The following is an 18,852-nucleotide window of genomic DNA, read 5'->3' on the forward strand; positions in this document are numbered from 1 at the left end:
CCTCCGCTTTTGTGATCCACTGTTATTTAGATGGTTCTTCTGTGTACGTATAGACAGTGATGCCGTGATGATAGGCGATTCCTCTGAAATGCTTGAAATCCTCACGCGCGATCAACACTGTCCGGAAATCCAGGAAATCTTCTTTCTCGATGGTGATGGATTCGATTTCCCCATTTTTTAAATCTTCGAGTTGCTGGTTGTAGTCAGTCATGAATTGTTCTCCTTTTGCCTTAGTTTTAATAACTCCTTCTGTTATAATACTAAACGAATGGTAAATATCCCATTCGGCAAGCATTATGAGGAGCCACCTTCAGACAGATTCTGAGAATCTGTACTAGGCAATAGTATACAGCAAGACAACAAGTCGGACATCTATGTCCTTAATGCCGTTACTGAAGTGGGGCTTCGGCTTTTATTTTTAGGAGGATTTACATGATCAACTTTTTAAAACAGCATCCCTTGATCTTGATGCTGCCCCTGGCTTTCTTTTTGTATAATTTAGCCTTTGAAAATACCGCCATCTTTTGGTATATGTACACATTTGCAATGCTGATTTTAATGTCTCTCGCTATAGTATTCGTTAAAATATTCGATGAGCTCGTCACTTGGAAAACATTGATCTATGGGTTAGGCTACGGAACACTTCTTTATGGACTCATTGCGGTTGGATTTCAATTGCTGCAACTGGTTCCCTTAAATATCACAGGATCTGTCGAAAGCTTTCTAACTGCTTTTGCACCTGTCTCGATTTGGCATTACCTCTTATTGATGTTCATCATCGTTCCCGGTGAAGAAGTTTTTTGGCGGGGGCTGGTTCAACAGAAACTGAAACAATATGTCTCCACTCCAGTGGCAGTGCTGATCAGTTCTGTCCTGTTCGGTTCAGCACTGGCATTAGGCGGGTTTTGGCCCGGAGTAGGTGCTGGAATAGTAGCTGGCCTGATTCTGGGACTGCTCTACGAATGGAAAAGAAGCCTGCCGGTCATCATCGTCGCTCACTTGGTCATGATCGTCCTGCTGTTCCTAGTTTTGCCATTACCTGTTTAAGATGAAACATTCCTCCTTCCGAAACGTCTACTAGACAAACCGATAGGAGGAATTTTTTTATGAAGAAGCATTTATTTTTAGGTTCATCCATTCTGACGATTGGTATATTGTTTGCTGCCTGCGGATCTCCAGATACTGCAGAGGAAAACACAGGGACAGCTCCTGAAGAAGCTGCCGAAGAAGTAGTGGAAGAAGAAACGGATGACAGTGTTCCCGCTGAAGAGGCCGTGGAAGACACTGAAGATACCGAAGAAGAAACCGCTGCAGGTGAAGAGACTGAAGAACCTGAATCTGAACTTGCCGGCAGCCTGACCCAGAGCGAAGAGCAAAACTATGAATTAACCGTTCTTGATGGCTACGAGCTATCTGCCGAAGAACCGGGCAAAGATGCATTGTATGTATCCGACAATTCAGCTGTTTTCATGCGGATCGAGACATTCACTCCTGAAGAAACTGATTTTGTTTCGGCCGAAGAAAACATGCGACAAACCCTTCAGGCGGTTAATCCCGATGAAGAGCCTGTTGAAGTTACGGATTTCGATGGAGCAGATTTCACCCAGTCTGCAGCCTATGAAGTACCAAGTGCTGAAGGCACCGTGACCGGCATCGTCTATGAAAAAGAGAACATGCTCGTGCGCCTGACTATTTTTGATGACAGCACGGTCAATGCTACTGAAGATTTTATCGCCATGGGTAAAACCATCGAATCCTTGGAAAAATAAAAAATCAGCTGGTAACAGCTCATAGAAAAAGGCCATCCGAAGTTCGGATGGCCTTTTTGCTTTGTTCAATAGGATAGGTCTTTAATCGACAAGCCCAATTTCTTCATCAATTCAATGGCTTGTTCTTTTTCCTCGCTTGACAGTGCTTCTGTCAATTCATGCAATTTCTTTTCGTGCTCCGGAAAAATCTGAGCCATGAATTCTTTTCCCTGTTCCGATATTTCCGCATATGTCACTCGGCGGTCATTCGGACAATTGACGCGTGTGATATAACCGCGTTTTTCAAGCTTATCGATGACATACGTGATGGAGCCGCTCGCCAACAGGATTTTGCCTCCTATTTTTTGGAGCGGCTGCTTGCCTTTATGGTATAAAAGCTCCAAAACAGCAAATTCAGTAGGATTTACTCCACTTGCTTGAAAAAACTGATTGGTTTGTTCAGTAATTGCTTTATGCGCACGCGACAACACGATAAATAATTTCAGCGATTGTTTAATATCTTCATTCATCCGATTCACTCTTTCCACTGTTTAAGCTGCATTACACTAATTATAGTCTTTTTCCATCAAAATAACATCTTCCAGGATTTAACCGATGATTACGCGCTCTTTCGGGTAATGGAATTTGGTCGGGTCTGTTTTACCGCCAATTGTGAAAAGGAATGAGATCAACCCTACACGCCCCACAAACATTAAGGCCATGATGATGACCTTTCCGGTAGACGACAAATCACCTGTTATCCCCAGCGACATTCCACAAGTTCCGAAAGCAGAAGTGATTTCAAAAATAACTTCTACGATTGTCGCTTGGGGTTCAGTGATGAGCAAGGCGATGGTTGCGACGAGTACCATGAAAAATGCCAGAAAAATGACAGCAAATGATCGGAAAACATCAATCAATTCAATTTCCCGCTTAAAAATTTGAATGGTGTTTTTCCCGCGCGCAAAATTAATCAAAAAGAGGATGGCGATTGCAAAAGTCGTTGTCCGAATCCCTCCTCCTGCCGAACTTGGAGAAGCACCGATGAACATCAACGCACTCATGAAGACATTTGTTGCATCACTGAATTGTGTGATATCCACTGTCACCAATCCACCGGAACGGGAAGAAACCGAATGGAAAATTGCCGCGAATGCAGATTCGTGCCAGCTCATCCCTTTAAAGGCACGGAAGGATTCCAGCAATAGGATGCCGACTGTTCCGACCGCCAGCAAAATGGCGAATATGCTTGTGGTGATTTTGGTAAATAAAGAGAATCGGAAATACTTTTGTTTGTTTGACAGGAACTCTTTTACTTCAATCAGTACCGGGAAACCGATCGCTCCCAAAATGATGAGGATCATATTGATGATTTGCACGAAATAATCATTGAAATAAGGCATCAATGATTCTCCTGTAATATCAAATCCACCATTCGTTGTCGCAGTTACTGATCCAAACAAGCCATGGAGCAAAGCTTCCTGGAACGTCGGAAAAAACTGCGTGAAATAAATCGTCAGAATAAGGGCACCCACGGCTTCGATCAGCAGCAGGATCTTTACGATTTCACGGATCAGCTTGACTACACCAGCCATGCTCGATTGGTTATGGTCAACCATGATCAGTTGGCGTTCACGCAAGCCAATTCGCTTCCCGACAAGGAGCCAAAAAAACGTTCCGATGGACATGATGCCAATGCCGCCCAGCTGCAAAATCACCATTAGAACGACAATGCCAAATACCGTGTAGGTTTCGACAACGTTGATGACAGTTAAACCTGTTACACTCACAGCACTGACTGCCGTAAAGAGACTGTCGATTAAAGGGATGGTCATCCCTGGTTTATGGACATTCGGTAACCTTAATAATAAGAAGGAAACTGCAATTGCCACAAAATAATACGAAACTATTGCCTGGGCAGGTGTCAGATTCCGTACTTTTTGAAATGATTTATTCATAAGACATTGATTCCCTTCAGCGTTTTACTCTCTCCCCATTCTATGAAAAGAATTGACAAAAAGAAAGAGAAATCGAAAATCTATTTAAGAAGAACAAATGGGCTTCATTCGCTATAAGCCTATAGAGCAGGGATATGTACTTGATGGACCTCCTATCACTTTGCTTAATTTCTGTGCAGTTTCGTCCATCTGAGCGGTAAAAAAGAAAATCCCTTTCTTCTATGAGCAGGTAAAAAGGAAAAGAGCAGAAGATTCACTTCTGCTCTTTCTCTTTATTTCCTTGTTCATTTTGTGGATTCGAAGAGTTCCCACCTTGCTTCTGATCTTGTTTTTCATCTTTACTGCTGTGATCGGGAGCCTGGCTGTCTTTCTTCTCTTGATCCATCGAAGGTCGAGGTTCGGTTTTTTGAATAGAATTATTGCTGGCTGCTGGTTTATCATTCTTCTTTTGCAGCCCTGGTGCTTCACTGTTTGGGCGATCTTTGTTCTCTGACGAATTCTTCTCTTTTTGTTCTAACGGGTTCTTTTCTTTTTTCTCAGCAGGTTTTTCTTTTGGAGCAGGCTTGTTTGGATTGTTCTTCTCCCCCGCTTTTACAGGAGGAGCTTTATCGGTTTTGACTGCAGGCTTTTCAGTTTTACTGTTTGGCTTCAGCGTTTTTTGCTGTTCTGTTTTTGATGATGGATTGTTTTGTTTCTTTTCTGATGCAGGTGGAACTGCTTTCTTCTCATCTCTTGGAGGAATTGTCTTATTTTCATCTGACGGTTCGGTATTCTTTGTTTCTTTCTCATGATTCTTTCCGTTATTTTCGTTTGACGATTTTTGCTCATTGGCCGCTTTGCTTTCTTTTGGCTCCGTTACGGCCTCCGTCTCTTCCCCCGATTTCCGCACGTCAGGCTGCTGGATTTTCAAGGTTTCGGTTTTTTTGATCATTTGTCCAACAGGGACGTGATCTTCTCTTGATTGACGCCATTGCGCCTTTGTGGCTTCCTTCATCTGAATGGCCATTTGTTTATTTTTCGCGTCTGAAGAAACCGCAAGAACGACCTTCTTTATAGCCTTGTCAAAGTCACTGTCATCTTCTTCAACTGCTGTAATCGTAATTTGTTCTGTCTGATCTGTCACCGCTATTTCAAAAACGCGGCTCAGCACATCTAACAGGGAGTCATTTTTCCAATCATCAAGTTGATGGATCAGTTCGTGTCCGTCGCTGTTCAATTCACGAATCGATACCACTTCATACTGGTCATTGATCCCCAGTTCAACACCGGGGTTGATTTGAACCTGTACATAACCGAAAGCTTCTTCAGCAGGTGCTACCAAAACAGACATAAACAGAACCAAAGCAGCCACTGCCGCGATTAAAGGTGCCATAATCGGACGCCAACCAACTGCCTGTTTTTTTTCGTATGGATAAAAGGAAGCTTCTTCTCCTATTGACGGATTCCCTATAGGCGTTCCTTTGATGAACCGTCCATTTTCCATCAGAAAAATAGAGCGGTCCTGATTCAGTTCCATGCATATTCCAGATTGTCTCCGCATCAGTTCAACCGCCCCTTTAAATAATCTTTTAAAAAATGTAAATCACTCATCTGCAGCAACGCCATAGCAATTATGTACTTTCGATTGCGTTCAATGGTTTTTCGTGAAACCTTAACCAACTTTTCAATCTCCTTAATCGGTAATTTTCTCTTTTCCACTAAGTATTGTTTATATTCATCGGTTTCAGCTACCAATTGGGCAATCTGGATGGAAGTGATGCGTGCATCCTGATGGGCCGGTGACACTTTAACCAGTTCCTGAAAGGACAAGTCGAATTCCCGGAGAATCTCTTCGTATAAAGCGATCTCCTCCCGTCTTTTCTGGTTCTGCTGATTGGTGTCGTATGCTTCGGAAGCGGCATGATCTGCTATGCCATTATGCGCTTCCGGCTCTGCTGCCGGCATGAAATCATGGCTGAATTCGTCCCGGCGGCTTTCCTTGCGTATAAAATCAATGACACGCCTACGGATGACCATATGGGCAAATGTCAGAAATGAAGCATTATTGGTATGGTCAAACTTTTGCACAGCTTCATTAAATGCAGAAAGTGCCACACTGTATTCATCATCATGATCGTCGATAAATCGTTTGCATACTTGAGATGCCGTCTTTTTCATAAAGGGTGAATAGGAAAAAAGCAAGTCATGCAAAGCCTGCTCATCACCATCCTGAGCCTGTATTACCAATATTTCAGCATTGGATTTCTCGATACGTCCAAATCGCCCACCCAATGAAGTTAAAAGCACACCACTCACCTCTTCTCAAAGTCATTGCCTACTTGATTGTAACTTTGAAGGATTCAATTGAAAAGAGGCAGGTTTTACTCTTCTTACCATTATTCGCTTTTAAAGTGGTTCTTTTGTGGGTAGCCGCTCCTTCTTCTCTATAGAAAATTCATATTTAAAAAATCCACAGAAAAAAGGTGCATTGAATTGGATTCAATGCACCTGTTGTTTAGCTTTTCCTTGTAGGAACACGCTCTTATTTAACTTCCTGTTCCTTAACCTGTTCTTTATTCTGTTTGACTCCGAGAATTCCCCCTACTACAACGATGCCAAGGAGTACTGTCCAGAAAATCAATGTCCAAGGTGTTGAGTGTGGGAAATCGTGTGGCAGTATCCCGACATTTTCGTGGGATAAAGTCATGACCAATAATTTCACGCCGACCCATCCAACAATTACAAAAGCTGCTGTTTCGAGCTGCGGGTATTTTTCAAGCAATTGCACAAATTTATGTGCTGCAAATCGCATGATGATGACACCGATCAATCCACCGGCAAGCATGACCATAAACTGGCCTGAGTTAATGCCGCCTATATCTTCCATATTGAAGACAGTCAAATGCGGCAAGGTTACCGCCAACGCAACCGCTGCCAGCATTGAGTCGATGGCAAATGCAATATCGGCCAACTCCACTTTCAATACGGTCATCCAGAAACTTGAACCTTTTTTCTCGGGTTTTGCATCTACGCCTTCAAGAATTTCATCTGTATCACCTTTTCGCTGATCATATATGCTCTTGATTGAAATAAACAATAGATAAGCTGCTCCAAGTGCTTGGATCTGCCAAATATTAACTAACAGCGTAATCATGAACAATGCTGCAAAGCGGAAGACGAAAGCTCCTACCAATCCATAAAACAACGCTTTTTTCTGTTGCGCTTTCGGTAAATGTTTTACCATTACCGCCATTACCACTGCATTGTCTGCAGCCAATAGCCCTTCAAGCCCCACTAACACCAACAGGACCCAGGCATACTCCAATAAAATTGCTTCCATTCTGCTTTCTCCTCCTATTTTTGCCACCAAAAAAGACCTCCGCCTAAATAAAGGCAAAGGTCTCGCTAAGCAAAATTCGTTTGCTATCACAACCGATGGCTACTAACCATGTATTGACGACTGTGAAATAGGTTTCCCTATAGCTACTCCCCCTTGACTGAAAGTCAAAGTGTATTGAGTTGTAATGTCAGTATAGCATCTTTTTTATGCAAGGCAAAGTTTTAATGAATGGTGATTTGAAATTTTTCGTCATTTTTATGCAGATTGTAAAAATCGACCATTGCCGGCATGGTTTCAAGAAAATCGGCACAGTGGATGCCGCTGCCATTCAGAAGGCGTTTGGCATTCTGTGTGTCAAAATCCGCAGACCAAGTCAAATAATCCAAAGTTTCAATCTCCACTCCCAGCCCTTTTCTTATTGCAGCAACCGACAAAGACGCTTTCGCCAAGTTGTGCGGCAACCGCCCTTTTGGATTTTTTCCGGTCATCAGGTGGACCATTCCACGGTAAACCTCTTCCACCGGATGCGGGTTCGGATCTGTCAGATGGACAGTTTGCCCTTCTGCTGCTTCCAACTTGCTGAGATAGATGGAGGCATTCAGGATATAATCGATCGGTACTACATTAATATAGGATTTTGAACGTCCGACAAATGGAATGATTGGCAGGAACTTGACACGATCAATCAAATTCAGGAAAAAATAAGGCCCATCAAATTTGATGGTTTCCCCTGTCACTGAATGGCCCCGGACAATACCAGGACGGATAATCGTAACCGGCACTATTTCCTTCATTTCATTCGCCAGCAATTCCGCTTCGAACTTTGTTTCCTCATAAAAGTTTTTGAAAGCTTGTGGACGCTTCAAATCGTTTTCATAAATAGTTCCTTCCCGATTGCCTGCTACATAAGCAGTACTGAAATAGACGTAACGTTCCACAACAGGCAATGCCGCGACAAAGTCATTCACGCAGCGGGTTCCCTCTACATTGACTTTCCACGCAAGATCTCTTGGAACTGCGAGGTCGTAGATTGCCGCAAGATGCCAAAATGTCACTACTTTCTTTTCTAAATATTCTTTGTCGGCATGTGCAAGTCCAAGACCGCTTTTAGTGATATCACCTTCAATCAGTTTAATGGCCCTGCAATTGGTTTCTTTTTGGATGCGCTCAGCTTCCTTTTCTGCTTTCGCCCGTTCCGACGAAAGGATGATGGCCGAAATCGCTTCGTTCTTCTCTGCATGCTTTTGAATCAATTGACTGGCAATGAATCCTGGAAATCCTGTAAATACCACTTCTCTCATAGGCACATCTCCTTTTTACAATCATACTAAATTTTCCAATAATTTTCAGCAAAAATAAAAAGTAAACCCGAAGGCTTACTTTTTATTCATTCTTCTTGTTTGTTTATCAAATAAGCTATAGACAATCGGTACAATGTAAAGGGACAGCAAGGTTGAACTGATAAGTCCACCGATTACAGTAATCCCCATCGGTTGGTTGATTTCAGTTCCTTCTCCAATTCCAATTGCCAGAGGAAGCAAGCCTAATATAGTCGTCAACGCTGTCATCAAGATTGGACGGCGGCGATCATGGACAGAAGTGATAATCGCGTCGTAGGAATCCATTCCCGCTTGTTTCCGCTGATTGATGTAATCAACCAGCACAATCCCGTTGTTGACGACAATACCCACCAGAACCAGCAGACCGATAACTGCGGTGATGCTGACCGGCGTCTGCGTGACGAACAAGGCAATTGCTACACCAATCGCCATCAATGGTACAGTGAACATGATGACCAATGGATATTTGAAGGATTCGAATTGTGCGGCCATAACGATGTAAACCAAGACGATAGCAAGTACAACCGCAAGCATCATATCGTTTATGGAGTTATCCAACAACTCCCGGTCTCCACCAAACGAAATCATCGTATTTTCATCCAAGTCCAACTCTGCAATTGCTGCATCCACCTCATCGGACATGTCGCCCAAAGTGATGCTCGATTGATGCTGCAGGGTAAAGGAAACACTGTCTGCCTGGTCCACACGCTGAATGCTGACAGGACCTTGTGCAACTTCGATATCTGCAAGCTCCTGAAGCTCAACGAATTCCCCTGCAGGCGTCCGAAGTGATAATTCGCGCAGCTTTTCAAGACTGTTTCTTTCGCCTTCTTCATAAGCGACGTAAACACTGAGGACTTCATCATTCTCCGTCAATACCTGTGTAGCCAATACGCCCCGGGTGATGTTATTGACAGTCTGAGCTATTTGAACCGGTGGCAAGCCATACTCGGTGGCTGCATCACGATTGATGGTCATCTGGATTTCATCGATCGTTTCTTGACGGTCATTCGTCAGTTCTGTCACTTCTGGAAGGTCTGTTAAAACCCCTTCAATATCAGCGACCGCGTTATCGAGCCGTTGCCGATCGGTATCCGTCACTGTAAAGGATAGGGTATTTGGCGAAGAACCAGCTGCTGTCTGCAAATTGAAGCTGACCAATGCCTGCTCCCCAACTGTCTCCAGTATCCGGGGCTGGACTTCATCCACAAATTCGAAAATGGAACGATCCCGTTCAGCCAGGTCCACAAGTTTCACATAGATTTCAGCAGTATTTGATTCCGAGGAACCTTGCGCCTGTCCCTGCTGAGTCGAACCGATCAGGCTGACGTAAACATCTACATCTTCTTCCAGTTTCAATTCATCTTCAATCAGATTGACTACCTCGTCTGTTGCTGTTCTCGAAGAGCCTTCTTCAAGCTCGACAGTAACACTGACAAAGCCTTCATCTGTAGCCGGTATAAATTCTGTACCGACCTGCATTACACCGAATGCACCAACTACCAGCAAAACAAGTGCAGTAAACAAGACAATGATTCGGTGGCGTAATGCCCAAATAACGGATCCTTCGAATGCTTTGACACTTTTTGACGCATCTTTCTGCACATTTGGCTTGTCGCTTGGTTTTCCAAGCATTCTTGAAGCCATCATCGGAATGACGGTCAAAGCAACCGCTAAAGAGGCAAAAAGGCTGAATGATATCGTTAAAGCAAATTCAAAGAAAATTTCTCCGATCAATCCGGATATGAAGATAACCGGTATAAAAACAGCGACAGTGGTGAGGGTGGAAGCAATGATTGCACCCGAAACTTCCTTCGCGCCTTCGGAAGCGGCTTTCTTGGAATTTTTACCCATTGCCAAATGGCGCTCGATATTCTCGATGACCACGATCGCGTTATCCACCAGCATCCCAATCCCGAGAGCCAATGCACCTAAGGTCAAAATGTTCAAAGCAAAGTCAGCAAAGAACATCAGCACAAAAGTTACAATGACCGAGTATGGAATGGCCACCCCGATAATAATCGGACTCTTGATGCCGCGCAGGAAAAAGAACAAGACCAGCATCGCAAAAATCCCACCCAGAATCAGGGTCTGACCGATATTGCCGATTGCCAATTTGACGTAGTCGCCCTGGTCGAACAGGATATCCGCTTCGACTCCTTCAAAACGTTCTTCGCTCAGCAGCTCATCCAGCCTTTCCTGAAAAGCATCTGAAACTTCAGCTGTATTTGCCCGAGATTCCTGCAATGCCGATAGCAGGACAGCCGGCTCTTCATTGGTTCTTGTTTCACTATTGCTTTGACGTTCGCTGACGTTGACTTCGGCGACATCAGCGATTGTTACATTATCGCCTTCTATGGGGTCAATCGTAAGAACCAGCTCTCGTATCTCCTCAACACTTGTTAAGGTACTGATAATTCGGGTAGTCAAGTTCCGGCCATCTTCGGTTTCAATCGGTTCCCCCGGCAATGAAATGTTATTTGCCTGGATCAGCTGGACCACATCCGATTGTTGGAGGCCGCGTTCCTCAAGTTCTGCCTGGTCCAATTCGATTTGGATTTCTTCTATTAAAGAACCGGAAATATTCACGCTGGCCACGCCATCAGTCTGGCGAAGCTCGGTTTCCAACTCTTCAGCAATCACACGCACATCAGCATCCGGGTCACTTGACCGCAGGGACAACTGAAGAATCGGGAATTGAGAAGGGTCGAACTTCAGAAAGCGTGGATCGTTTGAATCATCCGGTATCGGTGTTTGGTCGATCCGCTGCATAATGTCTGATTGGACATCATCGATATCCGTCGACCAATCAAATTCCAGCAGGATAAAATTTGAACCTTCCTGGCTGTTCGATTGAATCGATTCAATCCCCGGCAAGGTCGCCAAATTCGCTTCCAGCGGCTTTGTCACTTTCTCACTAACTTCTGTGGGACTGGCCCCGGGGTAATTGGTCACTACTACACCAATCGGCGGATTAAGTTCAGGTATTAGCGTAATCGGAATACGGCTGAATGAGACCGCTCCCAAAATGATGATCAGGAACATAATAACCAGCGTAAAAACAGGTCTCTTTATCGAAAAATCGCTTATTTTCATTTGTCCAACCCTCTCTTATCCGTGTTTCTCTATCATAAGAAAAATTACTTGCAACCGCAAATCATATAGATGGTGTTCACCTTTTTGCCACTTTTTTCAAGAAAATAAAAAAACCTGCCGCAGCAGGTTCTTATTTTTATAAGAGGCTGTATAATCGAATGCCCGGATTTTTGTCCTGGAACCAGCGTGTCGCAAACTCGTTTTCGAATAAAAAGACATAATTATCGAAACGGTCCCGTACAAGCATGGAGCGTCCACTTGACATCGATTCTTTGACATCTTCTTCATTTTCAATCCAGCGTGCAATTTTAGAACCGACCGGCTCCATTCGCACATCTACATTGTATTCATTTTTCATCCGGTGTTCGAACACTTCGAATTGCAGCTGCCCGACTGCACCAAGGATGACTTCTTCCAGGTGTAGCGTTTTATAGTATTGGATTGCGCCTTCCTGTACAAGCTGAAGAATCCCTTTATGGAAATGCTTTTGTTTCATGACGTTTTTAGCGGTCACTTTCATGAAAAGTTCCGGAGTGAACTGAGGAAGTTTTTCAAATTGGAATTTCTTTCCGCTGGTTATGGTGTCACCAATTTGGTAATTCCCCACATCGTGGAGACCGATGATATCTCCAGCTACGGCTTCATTGACCATTTCACGGTCATCCGCCAGGAACTGGGTGGTCTGCGACAATTTGATATTTTTCCCTGTGCGCGCCAATGTCACGTTCATGCCCCGCTCAAATTTTCCGGAAACAATCCGTACAAAAGCGATGCGGTCACGGTGAGCTGGGTTCATATTGGCTTGGATTTTAAAAATAAATCCTGAAAACGGCATATCGACCGGATCGATTTCCTCTTTTTCCTGCGTATCACGCGGCTGCGGTGAAGGTGCAAATTGCAAGTAAGTTTCCAGGAAGGTTTCAACACCGAAATTGCCTAAAGCACTGCCGAAGAATACCGGCGTCAATTCGCCTTTTTTCACCCGGTCGATTGAAAAATCGTTGCCGGCTTCGTTCAATAGATCGATGTCTTCCATCGCTTGTGTATAATAGGACGACTTGGTCATTTCGTGGTCTTTCAGCAATTTTCCTTCTTCGTTCAGCTCAAGGAAACGGCCTTCTTTAGAACGGAATGGCTCAATGCGTTTGTTGAAACGGTCGTAAATGCCAAGGAATTCTTTCCCCATGCCAATCGGCCAGTTCATTGCGTAGGATTGAATCCCCAGAACTTCTTCCAATTCTTCCATCAATTCCAATGGTTCTTTCCCTTGGCGGTCCATTTTGTTGATGAAGGTGAAAATCGGAATGCCGCGCATCTTACAGACTTTGAATAATTTAACGGTCTGCGCTTCAATTCCTTTGGCAACATCGATGATCATGACAGCACTGTCGACGGCCATCAATGTTCGATACGTATCTTCACTGAAATCCTGGTGTCCAGGAGTGTCGAGAATATTGACGCGGTGCCCGGCATAATCAAATTGCATGACGGAAGAAGTTACAGAAATTCCCCGTTGCTTTTCGATTTCCATCCAGTCGGATGTCGCGAACTTGCCGCTTTTCTTTCCTTTGACAGTTCCGGCATCACGGATAGCTCCACCGAATAACAACAGCTTTTCGGTTAAGGTCGTTTTCCCGGCATCCGGGTGGGATATGATGGCGAAGGTTCTTCTATTTTGAATTTCATTCTTTAATTGGTCTGACATGTTTATACGCTCCTTTAATCTACTCTCTTCATATTAGAGAAGGGGACTGAAAAAAACAAGGAATTTCAACGCCTGCAGAAAAAAAGAAGCCACTGGAGGCTTCTTTTTAAGCTTATAGACAAAAGAGTATTTAGATCATTAGAAGAATAAATACTCATCTCATCATGTTTACACCGGATCCTGCGCTCCAGGCGGACGCTTTCCACGGGCTCGCGCCGAACTAACTCGGACTGGCGCCCGAGTGGATTTCGGCACTTCGCTGTTCCCGCAGGAAGCGAGTCGGGCTGTGCCTGACTCGTTTGCGACGAAGCAGCGCAGCGATGCAGGAGCATATCTTTGCCCTTCGCCGCCTTGCACTTCGGATCCTTGAGTGAAAGATCTCTCCGATTTGTTGTGACTATTTTTATCCTGTAACTGACTAGCAGGCTTCTGTCTTTGATCGAAGCAACACATTCCCAACCAGGATGGCCAGAGACTCCTGTGGGACAGCGAAAGCTGAAGACCCCGCAGGAACGCAGTGACGAGGAGGCTGAAGCTGAGCCCACGGAAAGCGAAGTGGCCAGGCTGGTTGGGGTTATGCACCGCTAATTATTTTGGTTAGACTTTTTCACTGAAACTTTTTCAACGCTTCCTGTATCGCGATTTCTTTGTCGCTGTGCGGGTATTTGGTATTGCCGATAATCTGGTAATCTTCATGCCCTTTTCCGGCAAGAATAATGATGTCGCCCGTTTCTGCCTGCTGCACAGCATGCTTGACCGCTTCTTCGCGGTCGCCGATGCAGGCGAAATTACTGTGGGTCATGCCGGTTTCCAAATCACCTAAAATACTGTCGTAAGCTTCATCGCGTGGATCATCTGTCGTCAATACGACATAATCTGCGACGGATGCTTTTTCTGCCATGATTGGGCGCTTTGTTTTATCGCGGTTGCCGCCTGTTCCTACCAGGAAAATGATTTTATTCGTTTTAAAATCCTGGACGGCATCAATCGCTTTTTCAATGGCATCCGGTGTATGCGCGTAATCGATGAATACCGAAATCGGCGCCTCGATTTCCACTTTCTGCATGCGGCCTTCAACAGGGGAAATCTCTGATAAAGCTTTCAGGATTTCATGCAGTTTGTAGCCTTCCGCATATAATGCGGCAATTGCCGCCAATGCATTGGAAACATTGAATTCGCCAAGCAGCTTCATGCTTACCGGGAATTTCCCTTCCGAACATTCAAGAGTGAAGGACGTACCTTCATGTGTCAGTTCGATTTCCTTCGCCTGGAATTGAGCGTCGTTGCGAATGCCGTATGTGTAAACGGGATGAGGCGTCATTTTCGCAATTTCGTTGGACCAGGAATCATCCGCATTTAAAATGGCCTGTTTCCGGTTGGCAAGATCCTGCCCCAGCTGCGAAAACAATAAAGCTTTGGCGTGTCCATATTCTTCCATAGTGCCATGGAAATCCAGATGGTCATGCGTGAGATTGGTGAAAATTGCCGTGTCGAATTCCACTCCTGCAAGGCGGCCGAGGACCAAGCCATGCGACGAAACTTCCATCGTCATATGCGAACAATCTTCATCGCGCGCACGTGCAATCATCTGCTGTGTCGTCAATACATCGTTTGTCGTATTGGCCGATGGATGCAGTTGGCCATTCAGGTTGAAGCCGATCGTTCCCGTTAACGCCGATTTCTCGCCAAGATTCATCAGCATTGAATGCAGGATGCCCGCCACACTGGTTTTGCCGTTGGTGCCGGTGACGCCGATCATGTGAAGAAGCTTGGAAGGGTAGTCGTAAAACTTAGCAGCTAATAGACCCAAAGTCCGCGAAGTGCTGTCCACAATGACGACTGTCGCATTATCAATGGTCAATGGCCTTTCAGCTATGATCACCGTTGCCCCTTGATCCGCAGCACCTTGTGCAAAATCATGGCCATCCACTGTATAGCCGGCGATGCATACAAAAATTGAGCCGGCTTTAATGTCACGGGAATCTATTGTCAGGTGTTCAACCGTTTCGGGCAAAGCTCCTTTAATCTGCTTATATGGAATTGCCGCAAGTAAATCTTTGCTGTTCATGTAGATCCTCTCCTAACTCTTATGAAACCAATGGAGACAGCACGTATGCATGAAGCAAGGCTGCCGACGCTTTTAATGAATCTGTATGGGTACGTTCATACGAATGTGACGCTTCAATGCCCGGACCAAACAAGGCATGTTTGACATCATGGCCGGCGCTGATCGCAGCCGAAGCATCCGATCCATAATAGGGATAGATGTCGACTTTGTAGTCGATCCCTTGGTCTTTCGCCAGTGAAACCAGATGGCGGGTCAATCCGTAATGATAAGGGCCGCTTGAATCTTTCGCACAAATGGAAACGGTATATTCATCCGATTCCTGTCCGTCTCCAATAGCGCCCATGTCGACCGCAATGTATTCCTGTGTTTCCGGAGGTATGCTTGAATTTCCGCCATAGCCGATTTCTTCATTATTGGATATATAGAAGTGGGTCGTATTCGGCAGCTGTTCTCCAGTCTCTTTCAAATGCTTCACCAATTGAAGGAGCAACGCAGTGCTTGCCTTATCATCCAAATGGCGGGATTTGATGTATCCGGATTGGGTCGCTTCAAATCTTGGCTGGAACGACACAAAATCGCCTACTTCAACACCGAGGCTTCTTACCTGTTCCTGCGAAAAAGCTTTCTCGTCCAGGCGAACTTCCATATTGTCTGCACTGCGTTCAGCGGATCCTGCATCTTTGTAGACATGGACGGTGGTCTGATGCAAAAGAATTGTTCCGGAGACCGTCGAGCCATCCGCTTTATGTATAAGGCAGTTTTCCCCTTCGATGGCATTGAATTTAAAGCCTCCGACCAATGACAGCTTTAAACGGCCGCTTGGTTTGATTTCCTTCACCATCGCGCCGAGTGTATCAACATGGGCAGTCAGAAGCCGATGCTGCTGCTGATTTTCTCCTTGGATCGTCGCAATCACTGCACCTTTATGGGTGGTCTTGTGATCAACACCCCACTGTGTCAACACTGTGCGGATTTTTGACATGACATCCATGGTGTATCCTGAAGGGCTTGGAATTTCCACTAGTTCTTTCAATAAATCGATGGTTTCGCTTTGATTCCATTGGTAAGTCATTTCTATCACTCCTCGATCTTATAATCATATCAAAAGGAAAGATGTTCGGACAGTCCTGTCTTATAGTATTATAGTATAAGTTGACTCAAAGAATTCACCCCAGCCCTCTGGCATCGGCCATATCTAGGTTGGTTCTAGTGAAAAATAGAATTGCTTAACGAAATTCGACAGGCAATTATACATAATGAACCATATAAAAGCATGAACTTCGAGGTGTCCAATGGAAAGAAATGAAACCAACCGCAAAAGAAATCAATTATTCATCCATTTGTACGGATTTTCAAGCATCCTGCATTTTCTGCTCAATCAGTGGATCGAGATGAATTCTGCAATCATATCGCCGTTGTTCGGCATCTTCTCCTATCTGGTGCTGATGGGGTTATTTTCTGTAAAGATACAGGAACGTGCTCTTCAATTCATGGTTCTTTTTGCTATGAATTTGTATGTTTTCATTTTAAATTTCGAATCTTTGTCCTCTGTAACGCTTGTTTTCTTTGTAATACCCATTATTGCTTCTGCCCTATACAATGATACGAAACCAATCGTCATACTGGCTGTTGTCACTTCTATTGAATTTGCGCTTCTATTGACCGTATTTGACCGGTTTGCAGCGAGAGCCCCATTGCCTTATATCCAACTATCCATTGTTGTTTTTTTCGTTGCTGTATTATCGATTACACTTTTACACAGTATTTATTTCAGCCATTACTGGAAGCAGTTAGAAATTAAAAATGCGTCGATGGAAAAGGCCTTGATGTCGAAGGAAGGTTATCTTCAATTATTTTTTGAAACTGCGAAAGATGCCATTGCGGTGTTCGATTCAAACAATAAAATCATCGCCGTCAATCCGGCTTTCGAGGATCTTTATGGGTGGACTTCCGAAGAATGCATCGGAAAAATCTTGCCGCTTTACCCGGAGGACATGAGAGAGGCCGCCGAGAAACGAACATTGGACGTTCAACAAGGGGAAAGTTATTCCCTGCTTGAAACCGTAGATGTCCGAAAAGATGGCAGCCGTTTCCATGCACAGGTCACCTTATCACCCATTTTTGACCATTCTCAAAAAGTGATAGCCACGTCCATCATCTCGCGGGACATCAGCTATCAGAAAGAGTCGGAAAAACTGATTCTTCAATCGGAAAAACTGAAGCTCGCCGGCGAAATTGCTGCAGGCGTTGCACACGAAATCAGAAATCCGATGACCGTCATTTCCGGTTTCGTCCAAATGATGCACCACGATCCCAAGCATCTGTTTCCGGAGTATACAGCATTGATCCAATCCGAGATGGACCGGATCAACCTGATCATCAGTGAATTTCTGATTTTGGCAAAACCTCAAGCTTCAGCATTGAAGAAGTTCAGCATCCAAAATGCATTGGATGATATTTTGCTGCTATTCGGTCCAGAGCTTAATCTGCATGGCATCGCAGTGAAAAAAGATTGGGATGAAGATTTTCAGGTCAACGGGGAAGAGCATCATTTGAAGCAAGTTTTCATCAATTTACTGAAGAATGCGATTGAGTCGATGGATGAACCTGGAGAAATTCGGATTTTGATGAAAGCCGAAGACGAATCTATGTTGTCCATCACTTTCAATGATTCGGGAAATGGCATCTCAGCAGCAGATTTAGGAGAGGTCTTCCAACCTTTTTATACGACGAAAGCAACCGGCACGGGGCTGGGATTGCTCATTTCCCAGAAAATCGTCCAAGAACATCAAGGCGACCTCCTTATATCCAGTACATTGGGCGTAGGAACAGCCGCCACAATTCTGTTGCCGCTGAATAACTGAAAAACAGCAGGAGAAAAATCCGTGGATTTTTCTCCTGCTGTTTTTTTGTATTTTAGTTAGTGTATAGGTTTTGATTAATCCCAGTCATTATCATCGTCATCAGTATCCGAATCGACTTTCAATATGGAACCATCTTTTGCATTGACCTCGACATCATGCTCCGCACGACCATCTTTAATTTCGATTTCGTAATACGAAACGCCATCATCTTTTTCGAGTTCGAGACTTTCAACTGTTCCGCTCACTACTGCTAAAGCTGCCTCGACTGCTTTTTCAGAACCGATCAATTCCTCGCTCGATGATGCCGTTTGGCTAGTGGAATTGCTTGCAGCGGATGATGTACCTGCCGATGAAGCTGCTTCTTTCATTTGTTTAGAATCGTCATCTCTGTCTTTTTCACGTTTTTGCTTCAGTACTTCGCCTGTGTAGGCATCGAATTCAAAATCATATTCGTAGCCATCAAAATCGATATCGACTTCGTAATGGGGTCTTCTGTCATCTTTGTCCAATTCAATATCGGTGATGCGGCCATCTGCCAACTCCAAGGCTTTCGCTGAGACTTCCTCAAAACTGAGCATTTTTTCAGTTGCTGAGGATGCCTGCACTTCATTGGTCACCGTTCCTGACGTAGATGTTGGATTGGCTGCAGGCGCTTCGGTGTTGGCCAAGACAATGCCCCCAAACGCTAAAACCCCTGCTGCAACTGGAATGTAAATTAATTTCTTCATGTAATTTCTCCTCCTCATTTGTTGTT

At 44.5% G+C, this 18,852-nt stretch carries 15 protein-coding genes; 3 read left to right on the forward strand and 12 right to left on the reverse strand.

What is annotated here, in order from left to right; genetic code table 11:
* Window positions 1–22: 22 nt before the first annotated feature.
* Entirely contained in the window at window positions 23–211 is a 189-nt protein-coding gene (locus Q0785_RS05310; RefSeq protein WP_298826621.1) for a hypothetical protein, read from the reverse strand.
* Between the two features lie 221 nt (window positions 212–432).
* On the opposite strand from Q0785_RS05310, the gene Q0785_RS05315 reads away from it, so the two are divergent.
* Entirely contained in the window at window positions 433–1,047 is a 615-nt protein-coding gene (locus Q0785_RS05315) for a type II CAAX endopeptidase family protein (RefSeq protein WP_298826626.1), read from the forward strand.
* A 59-nt stretch (window positions 1,048–1,106) separates the two neighbouring features.
* Window positions 1,107–1,769 (forward strand): hypothetical protein, encoded by a 663-nt coding sequence (locus tag Q0785_RS05320; protein ID WP_298826629.1) that lies wholly within the window; start codon window positions 1,107–1,109, stop codon window positions 1,767–1,769.
* Between the two features lie 65 nt (window positions 1,770–1,834).
* Here the strand turns inward: Q0785_RS05320 and Q0785_RS05325 are convergent, their stop codons facing one another.
* The 10 genes from Q0785_RS05325 to Q0785_RS05370 all read right to left on the reverse strand — a co-directional run bounded on the left by Q0785_RS05325 (window position 1,835) and on the right by Q0785_RS05370 (window position 16,306).
* The gene (locus tag Q0785_RS05325; protein WP_223633802.1) at window positions 1,835–2,278 is read right to left on the reverse strand and encodes a MarR family transcriptional regulator; all 444 of its coding nucleotides are present in this window, start codon (window positions 2,276–2,278) and stop codon (window positions 1,835–1,837) included.
* 78 nt (window positions 2,279–2,356) lie between these two features.
* Complete coding sequence (locus Q0785_RS05330) at window positions 2,357–3,706, reverse strand: TrkH family potassium uptake protein (protein ID WP_298826638.1); 1,350 nt, start codon at window positions 3,704–3,706, stop codon at window positions 2,357–2,359.
* A gap of 253 nt (window positions 3,707–3,959) precedes the next feature.
* Complete coding sequence (locus Q0785_RS05335; protein WP_298826641.1) at window positions 3,960–5,057, reverse strand: hypothetical protein; 1,098 nt, start codon at window positions 5,055–5,057, stop codon at window positions 3,960–3,962.
* Between the two features lie 188 nt (window positions 5,058–5,245).
* The gene (sigI, locus tag Q0785_RS05340) at window positions 5,246–5,992 is read right to left on the reverse strand and encodes an RNA polymerase sigma-I factor (RefSeq protein ID WP_298826644.1); all 747 of its coding nucleotides are present in this window, start codon (window positions 5,990–5,992) and stop codon (window positions 5,246–5,248) included.
* A gap of 235 nt (window positions 5,993–6,227) precedes the next feature.
* Entirely contained in the window at window positions 6,228–7,025 is a 798-nt protein-coding gene (locus Q0785_RS05345; protein ID WP_298826646.1) for a TerC family protein, read from the reverse strand.
* Window positions 7,026–7,246: 221 nt separating this feature from the next.
* On the reverse strand, window positions 7,247–8,326 hold the full coding sequence (locus Q0785_RS05350; RefSeq protein ID WP_298826649.1) for an SDR family oxidoreductase: 1,080 nt from the start codon (window positions 8,324–8,326) through the stop codon (window positions 7,247–7,249).
* A gap of 75 nt (window positions 8,327–8,401) precedes the next feature.
* The gene (locus Q0785_RS05355) at window positions 8,402–11,461 is read right to left on the reverse strand and encodes an efflux RND transporter permease subunit (protein ID WP_298826652.1); all 3,060 of its coding nucleotides are present in this window, start codon (window positions 11,459–11,461) and stop codon (window positions 8,402–8,404) included.
* A gap of 136 nt (window positions 11,462–11,597) precedes the next feature.
* Entirely contained in the window at window positions 11,598–13,166 is a 1,569-nt protein-coding gene (locus Q0785_RS05360) for a peptide chain release factor 3 (protein ID WP_298826655.1), read from the reverse strand.
* 607 nt (window positions 13,167–13,773) lie between these two features.
* Window positions 13,774–15,234 (reverse strand): UDP-N-acetylmuramoyl-L-alanyl-D-glutamate--2,6-diaminopimelate ligase, encoded by a 1,461-nt coding sequence (locus Q0785_RS05365; protein WP_298826658.1) that lies wholly within the window; start codon window positions 15,232–15,234, stop codon window positions 13,774–13,776.
* Window positions 15,235–15,253: 19 nt separating this feature from the next.
* Complete coding sequence (locus Q0785_RS05370; protein WP_298826661.1) at window positions 15,254–16,306, reverse strand: M42 family metallopeptidase; 1,053 nt, start codon at window positions 16,304–16,306, stop codon at window positions 15,254–15,256.
* A 220-nt stretch (window positions 16,307–16,526) separates the two neighbouring features.
* On the opposite strand from Q0785_RS05370, the gene Q0785_RS05375 reads away from it, so the two are divergent.
* Window positions 16,527–18,098, forward strand: coding sequence for an ATP-binding protein (locus Q0785_RS05375; RefSeq protein ID WP_298826664.1), 1,572 nt, complete (start codon window positions 16,527–16,529; stop codon window positions 18,096–18,098).
* A 74-nt stretch (window positions 18,099–18,172) separates the two neighbouring features.
* On the opposite strand, the gene Q0785_RS05380 is transcribed toward Q0785_RS05375, so the two are convergent.
* Window positions 18,173–18,826, reverse strand: a complete 654-nt coding sequence (locus tag Q0785_RS05380; protein WP_298826668.1) for a PepSY domain-containing protein — start codon at window positions 18,824–18,826, stop codon at window positions 18,173–18,175.
* Between the last annotated feature and the right edge of the window lie 26 nt (window positions 18,827–18,852).

Source organism: uncultured Planococcus sp. (genome assembly GCF_947501725.1).
GTDB lineage: Bacteria > Bacillota > Bacilli > Bacillales_A > Planococcaceae > Planococcus > Planococcus donghaensis_C.